This window comes from uncultured Shewanella sp. (assembly GCF_947501665.1).
Lineage (GTDB): Bacteria > Pseudomonadota > Gammaproteobacteria > Enterobacterales > Shewanellaceae > Shewanella.
Genome location: NZ_CANMWS010000019.1, coordinates 1 through 11,945 on the forward strand (window position 1 = coordinate 1; position 11,945 = coordinate 11,945).

General features: G+C 37.8%; 10 protein-coding genes. 1 reads left to right on the plus strand and 9 read right to left on the minus strand.

Going from position 1 to position 11,945, the window contains the following annotated elements; translation table 11 throughout:
- Positions 1–43 precede the first annotated feature (43 nt).
- The 8 genes from Q0976_RS15185 to Q0976_RS15220 all read right to left on the minus strand — a co-directional run bounded on the left by Q0976_RS15185 (position 44) and on the right by Q0976_RS15220 (position 9,284).
- Positions 44–1,264, minus strand: coding sequence for a glycosyltransferase family 61 protein (locus Q0976_RS15185; protein WP_299494717.1), 1,221 nt, complete (start codon positions 1,262–1,264; stop codon positions 44–46).
- A gap of 8 nt (positions 1,265–1,272) precedes the next feature.
- Positions 1,273–2,790, minus strand: a complete 1,518-nt coding sequence (locus Q0976_RS15190; protein WP_299494718.1) for a hypothetical protein — start codon at positions 2,788–2,790, stop codon at positions 1,273–1,275.
- Positions 2,787–3,704, minus strand: coding sequence for a glycosyltransferase family 4 protein (locus Q0976_RS15195; RefSeq protein WP_299494719.1), 918 nt, complete (start codon positions 3,702–3,704; stop codon positions 2,787–2,789). The genes Q0976_RS15190 and Q0976_RS15195 overlap by 4 nt, the downstream gene beginning before the upstream one ends.
- Before the next feature lie 50 nt (positions 3,705–3,754).
- Complete coding sequence (locus Q0976_RS15200; protein ID WP_299494720.1) at positions 3,755–4,753, minus strand: KpsF/GutQ family sugar-phosphate isomerase; 999 nt, start codon at positions 4,751–4,753, stop codon at positions 3,755–3,757.
- A gap of 79 nt (positions 4,754–4,832) precedes the next feature.
- A complete protein-coding gene (locus Q0976_RS15205) occupies positions 4,833–6,596 on the minus strand; it encodes a polysaccharide biosynthesis/export family protein (RefSeq protein ID WP_299494721.1) in 1,764 nt (587 codons plus the stop codon).
- Positions 6,593–7,825, minus strand: coding sequence for a lipopolysaccharide biosynthesis protein (locus tag Q0976_RS15210; protein ID WP_299494722.1), 1,233 nt, complete (start codon positions 7,823–7,825; stop codon positions 6,593–6,595). The genes Q0976_RS15205 and Q0976_RS15210 overlap by 4 nt, the downstream gene beginning before the upstream one ends.
- Before the next feature lie 5 nt (positions 7,826–7,830).
- Positions 7,831–8,496 carry an ABC transporter ATP-binding protein gene (locus tag Q0976_RS15215; protein WP_299494723.1) on the minus strand — a complete coding sequence of 222 codons (666 nt, stop codon included), beginning with the start codon at positions 8,494–8,496 and terminating at the stop codon, positions 7,831–7,833.
- Complete coding sequence (locus Q0976_RS15220) at positions 8,493–9,284, minus strand: ABC transporter permease (protein ID WP_299494724.1); 792 nt, start codon at positions 9,282–9,284, stop codon at positions 8,493–8,495. The genes Q0976_RS15215 and Q0976_RS15220 overlap by 4 nt, the downstream gene beginning before the upstream one ends.
- Before the next feature lie 741 nt (positions 9,285–10,025).
- Here Q0976_RS15220 and Q0976_RS15225 point away from each other — a divergent pair.
- Positions 10,026–11,300: a CinA family nicotinamide mononucleotide deamidase-related protein gene (locus Q0976_RS15225; protein ID WP_299494725.1), complete on the plus strand. Its 1,275-nt coding sequence runs from the start codon at positions 10,026–10,028 to the stop codon at positions 11,298–11,300.
- A gap of 76 nt (positions 11,301–11,376) precedes the next feature.
- Here the strand turns inward: Q0976_RS15225 and Q0976_RS15230 are convergent, their stop codons facing one another.
- A complete protein-coding gene (locus Q0976_RS15230; RefSeq protein ID WP_299494726.1) occupies positions 11,377–11,928 on the minus strand; it encodes a DUF1439 domain-containing protein in 552 nt (183 codons plus the stop codon).
- Positions 11,929–11,945 lie beyond the last annotated feature (17 nt).

Below are 11,945 nucleotides of genomic sequence, written 5' to 3' on the forward strand. Positions count from 1 at the left end.
TGCGCTTAAAAAGAGTGTAAAAAGCATCATGGATAATTACCCATCAAAATATACGATAACTTTTAGTTAAGCACTTATAACTATTTAAATCTGTGGATTTTATCGAATCATTATCGCTAGTGAGTTTTTTTAGTCTATTGTAAAGATGAATTACATTTTCGCAGTCAATTAAATACTCTCTTTTTTGTTTTCTTGAGTTGGGTTGGGTAATGGGATTCATCCAATAACACCCATAACTAGCATTTTGTAGTTGTGCATTTCTAAAATAACTAACTCTATTCCAATCTGTTGGCATTAATTCAAGAAGTAGAGTCAATTTATTAGAAAAAATAGTGTTAGCAATCCCCATCCCATGAGGGCCAACAATTTCTTCTGCTTCACTAAAAAACAATATTTGCTCAGATTTACTCATCTCACCTGGGTCGATAACAGTAAACCCCATTTTTTTAAATTTATCAATTATTTCATTTTCATTTAAAATTTTCCTTTGTGTTGCATTTTCTCTAGATACAAATATTTTTTTTGGTGGTTTTTTAGTTGATTCTATATTTTTATTTATTATTTCCTCTCTTAATAATTTTGAACTTTTTAGATACCAAGTTGAAGGTGTATGTAAGTGACCGAAAGTTATGAAGCTTGGAATGATTATTTTTTCAACTTTGAACCATGTATTGGGTAATTTAATAATGTTTTTTACATTGACCCCTATAGTTGTTAGTATTTCTTCTAATTCGGAATTGATTTTTGGTACAATAAATATCAACTTATCAAATTCATACGAGCTTTCTTTTAATAATAATATTGCTGGTAATGTTTCTCTGTATAAGTGATCTATGTTATCGAATATATAAAGCCAAACGAATGTTCCTTTTAACTCTAGATTATAAGGTACAGAGCTTGCAGGTTTTATTAAATCATCTTCAAGTTTTATTTCACCTTGACTTTTAAGTCTAAACTTAGCTTCTTCACTTAGGATATTCCATACATAAATATCTTTAGTGAACATAGGCCAGTATCTAGGTAAACCTTTAGGTTTTGGACCAACTAGTACGTCTGATAACTCAGAAAGAAATATAGGGTGAGTTTCGTAACTAGAATTGAATATATCACCTAGATTATTTTCATTCACATCATCAGCAGATGAAAATACACTTTCAATATTGAAATGTAATAATTTTTTATCTTCGAACTTAGTTAACTTAGCAGATACTTTATCGTATTCATCAGTTTTTCTTAAGTCAAATGGTTTAAACCAGCTTTCCATACATTATATTACCTTGTTAATTTTCTAAGAATACTATATTTTGAATCTTTGAAGAATGTTTTTGGTTGTTTTTTTAATTTTTTTAACTTTTTCATTGTACGACTTATTTCTTCTACTTTTTCAATAGTCATTTCTTCTAATTCGTTATGAATTTTTTTTGATATTATGGGTTTTTTATTTTCCACAAGAGGGATTAGCGGGTATTGTCTTAATTTTGATTCTAAAGATAATATCCCACTTTTATGTATAGATACTAATTCACCTTCTAGTGAAGTTACCATGAAATCTTCATATTTTATATATTCTGATAGATTTAAAGTCCCTTCGACATTTTTTTCTTTTACATCTTTTATAAAAGAATCTATATTATTGTAGTCATTTGTAAAGCCATAGCCTCCGAAAAAAGCATTACCAAACTGTAACGGTTTAAATCCATGGAAAACAGATTCTAATAGCCCTTGAGAGCAGAGCCCTGCGACATAATCAGCTTGCAAAAAAAGTGATGAAATATCAGAATCCTCAGTTATAACTAGTTTGTTTCTTTCTTCTTTTGTTAGCTCTTCTTGAGCCCATGCTAATATCATATTCTTTGTGAATGAGTTCTTTACATTATTTTTTTTATGTTCCCAAGGATGAGCCTTAAATACAACATTAAGTCCTGACTTGATTGATTTTTCTATAAAATCTTTATAGAAATATATAGGGTTTAAATATTCATTTGCTGTTTCTATGATAGAGAAATCATTAACAACTTGGCCAATAAGCGCGACTGTTTTACCTTCCGTAAAGTCTAAATGTAGAAAATTACCAGTTTTTTTTACATTTCTGTTTTTGCTTAATAAAACCTTATTGATGGCTTTTATTCTTTTTCTATCGTTGTCATTATTATTCTTATCGTTATTTATATATAAATGCTTTAAGTCGCTTGAGTTTGCAATTGGTGTGTATCGTTCTTCAAAATAATACTCATTTCCTGTAAAAAAATGTTCCATTACAACTGGGGTTGTTTGTGAATGTTTCAATGTCTCTAATAAAGTTCTATTATAAATTTGGCTGCCTGAAAAAATTAAAGCATAATTGTGTACTTGGATGCTTTCTAATTTTTTTTTCCAATAATCTATAAAGTACATTGTTGCAGAAAAGCAGTTTACTACGGTGTTAATACAAACTTTAGACATTAATTCAAGCTGCTGGATATCATCTTTTTTTGTGGTGAATATATTATATTCGATTTTAGGTAAGAAATAACTTAATAACTCTGCTCTTGCTATTCCCCAAATATTCTTACCTTTATATGTAAAGTTAAGTTTGTCTTTTGTTGATAGTGTTTTAATTTTACAACTATATGGTGATAATTCTTTTTCTTTTGATTTGTAATCACCATATAATGCTGACCATGAGTTAATGTCATTGTTCTTTGTTATTTTTAAATCATGGCGAGAAAAGAAATCAAATAGGCTCTTAAAGTTTCTTTCATGAAAATGAATAGTATCGGGAAGAAATATTTTCAAGTTAGAGTAACTCATTTACAAATTGTCCTGTATAATTCAAATTGTTTTTCAGTGACGTCTTTCCATGTTAAAGCTTTATCTGCATGCAGGTATGCTTCTTTTTTTATTTTTTCTTGAAACTCTCTGTCTTTGGCAAATCTATTAATATTCATCGCATCTAAATCTGGATTATCTGTTAATAATATTCCACGAGTATCATTTAAATAGTCTGCAACCATACCAACTCGTTTAGCTATTAAGGGAGTGCCAGTTGATATAGCTTCGGGTACATTAGCTGGCCCTCCTTCAAATATACTGGGTACTAAAAGCGCATCTAAAGAATCATATAAGCTTCCGAAAATTTTATAAGGTAAACGTTCAAAAACTTTGGCTTGAAAACCAAGATCTCTTGCTTTCCAACAATCTTGAGTTCTATCTTTCCCTACAAATGTAAATTTTATAACATTCCTATCTAAGCGCTTCATTAGATCGTATAGAAGGGCTTCACCTTTGACTTTTCGCCCATATCTTTTTGAAACAATTCCTAAGTTTACAACCTGCCTGAAAGGTTTACTTTTAGCATCAAAAATATTTTCATTATAACCATGGGGGATAACTATAGTATTACTTATTCCTTTTTCAGTTAAAAACTTCTTTTGAAGTGTATTCAAGCAGATAATTTTGTTTGCTTGTCTATATTGCGATTCAAAGTTTTCAAATAGATGCCATTTATCATTATCATTAAGATCGTGATGAACTGTAACAACAGAATTTTTTACTAGTTTTTTTTCCAAATGTGGACGATGATAATGATATACATCACAGCCTTCAGTTGGTTTATTAGAGACGATTATTTCATCTTCTTTATTACTATATTTACGACTATAATTTATCAAGTCTGTGAAAATACCGCTGGATAAGTCATTAGACATAACATGATTTAATTTCAATTTTGTTTTCTCTATATTGGCATTGAAGTAATGTTATTAGTGTTGGTTAGTTATTGAAAAAACTCTAAAACACCTGTGATGTGTTGTGAGTCATTTAACACCACAAGATGTTTAATATGAGATTCCCGCATTAAGTCTTCACCTTGCTGTAATTGAGCATTTTCACTTATTGTGACAGGGGTTGTGATTGGGGAGCTTGCAATCATATCTTGTGCCATGGATTGTTGCAGTTCCATACCGTTAACTAGGGCACGACGTAGATCGCCATCTGTGATCACGCCGATGAGTTTTCGATTATTATGAATAATCGCTAGACCTAAGTGGGATTGGGTCATTTGCATGATGACATTTGACATGCTGTCTGTTGGTGAAACCAGTGGCAGATCATGCGTGATCATGACATCGCTTACTTTGGTGAGTAAGCGCCGCCCTAAACTGCCACCAGGATGGTATTTAGCAAAATCTTGTGGTTTAAATTGCTTTTGCTCCATTAATGCCACAGCCAATGCATCACCTATTGCCATAGTGAGTGTGGTTGACGTGGTGGGCGCTAAATTATTGGGGCAGGCTTCTCGTGTCGAGTCAATTAATAATGTGGCTTGTGCATGTTTTGCCAGAGTGGAGCCTTGCTTACCTGTAATGGCAATGATTTTATTACCAAAGATTTTAAGGGATGGAATGAGCTTTAAAATTTCGTCACTTTCGCCACTGTTTGAAATTAACATGACAACATCATTGTGAGTGATCATGCCGAGATCGCCATGAAATGCTTCGCCGGGGTGCAGGAAAAATGCAGGTGTACCCGTAGAGGCTAAGGTTGCTGCTATTTTTCGGCCCACATGTCCCGATTTTCCCATGCCGCAGATGATAATATGGCCAAGGCAATCATTCATTAATGCTAATGCTTGTGTATATTCTTTGATTGAAATATTTTCAGCCAGCTGAGTTAGTGCTTGGCTTTGTTGATTAAGGGTATTTTTAATACTCTGCATTGTTTCATGATGAATATTGCTGTCTGGCGTAACTAAATTGACAATATTACTTTGCATCTTGGCAATTCCTTTGCTGAATAAATAGGGACAATAACGGCTATTTTTAGTTTTTTTCTCATCGACTTTTTAACTGTACTTATATCGCCAATACCACTGCGGCCGACATGGCGATTTGGAAAATAATTTGGGTGATGTCTTTGGCAAATTGAAAGCCTTTTTCATCGGGTTTGGATAACACAAAAATTTCATCGCCGGGGCCGATGAGCCTGCTGTCATCAAGATCATCATTGACGGTAATAAAGCTGCCATTGGGTTTCATGATGAGTACGTTCATGTCATCAATGTCTTGATTGCTACCGCCGGCTTTGTTAATGAAGGTTTCAATATCCAGTTTAGGATTGTAGGCAATGGCGGTGGGAAACATGACTTCACCATGAATGATCACTAAGTGACGTTTGGCTGGGATCACCACGCGATCCCCTTGTTGTAAAATAATTTGGCTAACGTCGTTATTATCGTTTAATAAGACTTGGCCTTTAGGGGTTACTTGGCGGGCTTTTTCTATCCATTGCAAAATGATTTTTGCTTCGGCAGCTCGTAGCTCTGCCGCTTCTTTGGTATCGGAACGTTTTGTGAGTACGCTTTGCTCAAGGGAAGACAATGAGGCTTGCAGCATGTCATATTGTCTTTTGGCCACAGAAGGTCGGTAAAGTTGCACTGCTGCTGTATTGGATAACGCGGTAAATTGTGTTTTGTCCAGTAAATCCTTAAGGCTCGCTCCCCAAGGAAGGACTGTTTCTTGGGCAGAATTATGCTCGCCAATCACATCGACGCTGATGGTTTGGGCTCTGAGTTGAGAGCTGATTTTAATCAAGGCACCCGGATTGACTTTCACATTGGCCGCCTGAGCTAAAGTATATTGCTTGGCATTCACCGCACGATTGCTACTGCTGGGTAAAGGTAATGGGGCCATCTCTGTTTTTACTGCTGAATTTGTAGCTGTACTCGCTACTGTATCCGCAGCTGTATTCGGTGATGTATCTTCTTCGAATGTTTCAACCGATGGGAGAAGGGGTGATGTATCTTGGTCGGCTTCGATGACCGTAATATGGGTCGCCCGCTCATCTATGATCACAGCATTTAAAATACTTTTTAGCGAGGATTGTGCATTGAGTTCGTATTGTCCATGAAAGCCAATTTCTCCTTCTAGGCTCACTTCCCCTTGTTTGGGACCAATAAAAATCACATCACCGTCTTGAAACTGCAGGGATGGCATGATGCCTTGTTGTAAAAACTGGTATAAATCAATTTCGGCTAAGGTGCGATTATGACGTTTAACTTGAATATTACGATAACTGCCGATGTCTTGACGGATCCCGCCTGCCTGATCGATAAAGCGAAGCACACTGTCAGCGCTCTGACCTGGATACAGCCCAGGCTTGACCACCATGCCAGCGAGAAACACTTTAACTTCTTGACTCGACATGAGTGACACATACACTTCTACATTGGCTTTGTACACGCGTTTTACACTGTTCAAAATGACTTGATTGAGTTGACTGTTGGTGATCCCAAGTACTTTAATGGGACCGACTTTAGGAATAAAAATATTACCTTGTGGATCCACGGTGACGGTTTCTTGGTAATCGATGGCCCCCCAAACTTGGATCAGTAACTGATCGCCTTGTGTAATCGCATAGTGCGGATTAATTGCCGAAAAGGCAGTTTGTTTAAATCCACCTTCAAATAGCCAGTTTCCATAGCGTTGCGTGACATGTGTATCGCTAATACTGGGAGTGAGCTCAGCGGTAGGATCCTCTTGTATGCTGGCAGCAATGGTATGAGCACAAATACAATATAGACTGATAATGCACATGACAGTGCGCAATAGGGTATTCATTCGCGATGTTCCTTGATGATGGCAATCATTAAACGGCCAACTAGATACAGTAATAGGAGTACAACAAACCAAGTAATGATGTTGTAGAGGCGTTTAGGGTAGAGACTGTCTTGGGCGATTCTTGGGTGCTCAATAATCAATAAATGCTTTAATTGGTTAAAGGCATCTCCCCGTATTTGTTCAAGGCTGATAAGTGACGATTGATATAAATCGGCGGCCAATTTTGCATTGAGTTCAATATCTTTAAAATGAAGGTTCACTTTATTGAGCGAGGGCTTATCTTGTTGTGTGAGCTTTTGTTTTTCTTGTGTTAATTGTAATTGTAGCGCGTCGATTTGAAATCGCTTGGCAATGATTTCGCTGGCATCATTTTGCATGTATGCGCTTAATGATTTGAGTTCGGCTTGCTGAGTGATTATTTTCGACTCTAATTTACTCATGGCTTCAAGTAAGGCTGTACTTTGTTGCTCAGGATTAAATAAGTTGAATTCATCTTGAAAGTCAATGAGTTGAACTTGTTGCTTTTTTAATTCGTTATAGGCTCTTTTGACCTCTTTTTCAGCATATTGCAGTTGTTGTTTAGCCATGCTTTCGCCTAGCTGGTTAATAAAATCGGCACTGATGGCCAGTATTGCTTGGGTGGTTTGCAGTGCAAAATCAGGCTCAAAGGCTTGTACTTCAATGGTTAAAATCTCTGACATTTCATCGTAGCTGATCTGTATATGCGCTTTAAAATAGTCTAAGTATTCTTCTTTACTGCTGTTTGATGAGAGCCGACTGATGATGTCCCAGGTTTTTGCTTGGTAATGTTGTTTAAGCGCTATGCGAGTATCGAGTGCAAGGGCCATTTCAGGTGAGCGAATGTATTCTTGTAAAATCAGGGCATCGCGCATACTGACAGAACTGCCTGTAATCGCCGCCAGTCCCATGAGTGGGATCGGGTTATGATCCGCTTGTTTCACCACAAATTGCGTTTGACTGACATAGCGTGGCGAGGCGATAAGGCTAAAGTAAATGACAATCAGTAAAGAGGCCACAATGACTAGTGCAAATGATCCTAGCTTTGCCCTTGTTTGGTAAATGGTTTTTCTGGTGTGTATGTAGGCTTTAGAATCTGCGAGAAATAGTTTGGGATCTCGGCGTAACTTGCGTATTTTACGTTCCACTTGACTGAGTCTTGGTGGCGTACTTTTGCTGTGTTGTGCTTTATTGTTAAGAGTACTTGGCATAATAATCAGTTTACATAGGTATGATGGTATTCATTGATGGCATCGCTCAGTGTGTCGAAGTACAGCAAAGATTGCTGTTTAATAACCAGACCCGCTTGGCAATGACGTTTGAGTTCGTTTAATGAGTGGCTCACCATAATGAGCCGAGTTTGGTTAAATTTTTCTTTGAGTATGGCTTCACTTTTTTGACGAAAACTCGCATCGCCAACGGCGCCAAGTTCATCGATAAGCAGCACATCAAAATCAAAATCAAAGGCCATAGTGAGGCCAAAAGTAATACGAGAGCGCATACCGCTGGAGTAATTTTTGACTGGCTCATCAAAAAAGTGCCCAATATCGGCAAAATCTTGCACTCTTCGCTCAATGGGTAAGGTGTGTTTATAGCCGTGTATTCTGGCCACAAAACGGACATTTTCGCGTGCACTCATTGACCCTTGAAGTCCGCCTTGTAGGCCTAAAGGCCAAGATATATTTAATGGCGAATGAATATGCCCTCGAGTGGGGGTATCCGCGCCGCCTATCATGCGAATGAGTGTGGACTTGCCTACACCATTAGGGCCGAGCACGGCGATATTTTTATCTATAGGTAAATTAAGGCTGAGATCTTTAAAGACAAAATGACGGCCTTGTTTGGTGGTGTAAGATTTGCTGAGGTTATCAAAATATATCATGAGCTGATAAACCGTTGTTGAAATAAATGAAACGTGGCCAAGCCAATACTGATACTGATGAGTGCGCAACAGCTTAAGTAGTGCCAACTGCCAATGGGGGATTCATAGGCATAAAAAAAACCGGTTCGACTCAGTTCAATAGCATGAAAAATGGGATTCCAATCAAATAAGTACCAATACTGCGGCGGGATCATCACTGCACAGAAAAAAATACCTGAAATAAAAAATAATGGCTGAGTGATAATTTGAGTTAACTTTTTACTGTCTGACCAATAAGTGGCAGCGGTGCAAAGCAGTAACCCCAACCCGATAGTGAATATGATTAATAATAAGCTTGCGCCTATTACTTCCAGTAAGTCATCTGGCCAAGCGTCAAACCCTAGCCAAGCCATAACACTAAAGATAAGGCAATAAACCACTAAGAAGGTGGCAAGTTCAATGATAATCCTTGTCATAACAGGATCGATGGCGGTGACTTGTCGGTAGCTTAATAAGCCTTTGTTCGCTTCAATAGCGGCACTGAGTTGTGTAAGTAATTTTCCAAAGAGTTTAAAAGGTAAAATACCGGTAAAGAGGAAAAGGGCCACAGGAATATTGGCAACACTTGAGCGACCGATTAAGGAAAATATAATACCCAGAATAGCGGCTTGGGCAACAGGTTCAGCAATGGCCCAAAAATAGCCGAGTCGATTGCTACCAAACCGAGTTTTTATTTCGCGCATTAACAGGGCAAAAATCACATCTTTGGTAATTTCCCAGCTGTTACGGTGAGGGCGGGTGACGTCCAATTTCAATCCCTTGTATAAATTTTTAGTGTTTTTGTTTTAGTATTCATTGGCTATTGTCGTTTTTAAGTTATGAGTGAATAGTGACACTCAATTTCTTTTTCTTTAGGCATAGCTACCGCACAAAGTTAATGGCTCTTTGAGTGCCGAAAATAGGGTGACGTAGAGGAAGCTTGAAGACATTAAAGCGCAGCGGACCACATCAGCATGTCAGGCTGAAGTCTGTCCAGTGTGAGGCTTTAATTGTGTATCGAGGTGGAAACGGGATGACCAACTCAATGTCCTTATTGTTACTTCTGTCCGTTTATTGTCCGTTGTCTATCCGTTTAATGCGGATTGGGTTATTGAATAGAGAATGCAAAATTGGGTAAATTCCATATTTTTTACCCCATCAAGCATGGTTACTAGAATAGAGTTAGACTTTAGTGGTGTCAACATTGTGCATACTTAAATATTACAATTTGGTCGTGTGTTTTTTATTTTTACCTCTTGTTTAACACTCTGTTTTTAAAATGTTTATTTTTTATTGTGACTTGTGTGTGAATTAGTGTGATTACATTTAACAATCTTCATGTGGCATTTCTCTTACATTAACTATATCCATTATCTGCTTACTTTTCTCATATTAGACTTACCTTCAATGACTGATAGCTAAATCAAAATGTTAATTTTATCTCTATCTTGAAGTTGTACTAGGATAGGTATAACGTTGATGGATCTTTATTGATGCGGGTAAGGAATAGCATGAAACTGGAAATGATTTGTACGGGGGAAGAGGTATTAGCGGGGCAGATTGTTGACACTAATGCCGCTTGGTTTGGCAATGTAATGATGGAACAAGGCATTGAATGTGAGCGCCGTATTACTGTTGGTGACAGGCTTGAAGATTTAGTGGCAGTTTTTCAGGAGCGTAGTTTAGAAGCTGACGTTATTTTAGTGAATGGTGGGCTTGGACCCACTAGCGACGATCTTTCAGCAGAAGCCATGGCATTGGCTAAAGATGTTGGGTTAATTGAAAATACGCAATGGCGACAACGGCTTGAAGACTGGTTTTCTCATCACAATCGACCCATGGCGCACAGTAACCTGAAACAAGCTTTGTTACCTGATACAGCCATAATGATTGATAACCCTGTGGGCACCGCCTGCGGTTTTGCGGTGAAATTAAATCGCGCATGGTTGTTCTTCACGCCTGGTGTGCCCTTTGAGTTTAAGCAAATGGTGACCGATCAATTTATTCCTTTTATTAACAATAAATTTGATTTAACGAGTCAAGTGGCATTGAAAAAGATGCTCACGCTTGGGCAAGGAGAGTCGAGTCTGGCTGATAAGTTATCCGATGTTAACTTACCCACAGGCGTGACTTTAGGTTATCGCTCTTTTATGCCCTACATAGAGATTAAATTGTTTGCTCGAGGGGAAGAGGCCATTGCACTATTACCCAAGGTTGAAGCACAAGTGATGGCTTTATTGGGGAATGCCATTGTGGCTCATGGAAAAGCCAGTCTCGCTGAAGAAATTCATTCGACACTGATTAATTCAAGCAAAACCTTAAGTATTGCAGAGTCTTGTACTGGAGGCATGATAGCCAGTCAACTGGTGGACTTTGAAGGGAGTTCGGCTTATTTACAGCAAGGGTTAGTAACATACAGTAACGAGTCAAAAGTGAAAGTGCTGAATGTGAAACCAGAAACCTTGGATGATTATGGTGCGGTATCAATACCCACAGTGGAAGAGATGGCGATAGGCGCGAGAGCTATTTTAGACAGCGATTATGCGTTAGCAACAAGTGGAATAGCGGGCCCAAGTGGTGGCACTGACGATAAACCTGTTGGTACGGTAGCGATTGCACTTGCGACGAATAAAGGCGTTTATAGTCAGATGATTAAGCTGCCTAGGCGTTCTCGTGGTTTAGTTCGAAGTTTAAGTACTGCAGTGGCTTACGATATGCTAAGGCGTGAGTTAGCTGGTGAGGCGGTTATTGTGGATTACAGCTCTATAGGGCGTTTTAGCAAATAGTTTGCTGTTTTTGTTTTCAATGAAGCAACACATAAGATAAACAGCAGTGTTAACGCTGCTGTTTATCCAAACAGTATTAGTCACTAAAAATGAGCGATATCTCTCCAGGTTTGACTTCAATGCGTTTCGTCATTTTTGCAATAAGTGCTTGTTTGGTGTCATTCGTGTCAAGCACATAAACAGGTTGTGTTGATAAAAATTGGGTCAAATAATGCATTAATTGAGGAGAGAGAGGCTGAATGAGCTTCTCTACTTTTTTATTATCCGTGGTCAGCTCAACCAATTTTAATTGGTGTAAATAAACACTGTGCTTCTCAACATCATACCAAGGTTTAGCTTCAAATTTAGCGTATAACTGCGCATCAAATGGCTTTAAAGGGTTATTAATGGTGATATGGGTGGTCGCTGATACGCCCATAGTATCGGGTTTTTCACCGAGTTTGACTTTTATATCACTGATGCGCATTTCCATGCCAAGCATCTGATTGCCTTGCTTCTTATCATAAGTAATTTCTTTTGATAAATAGGAGGTTAATTCACTTTCACTGACACTATATTGGCTTATGCAACCGTTTAAAAACAGCAGTAATGGTAGCAGTAATAACAGGGGAGATGAGATTGATTTCAATGTGTGGACCTATTGGT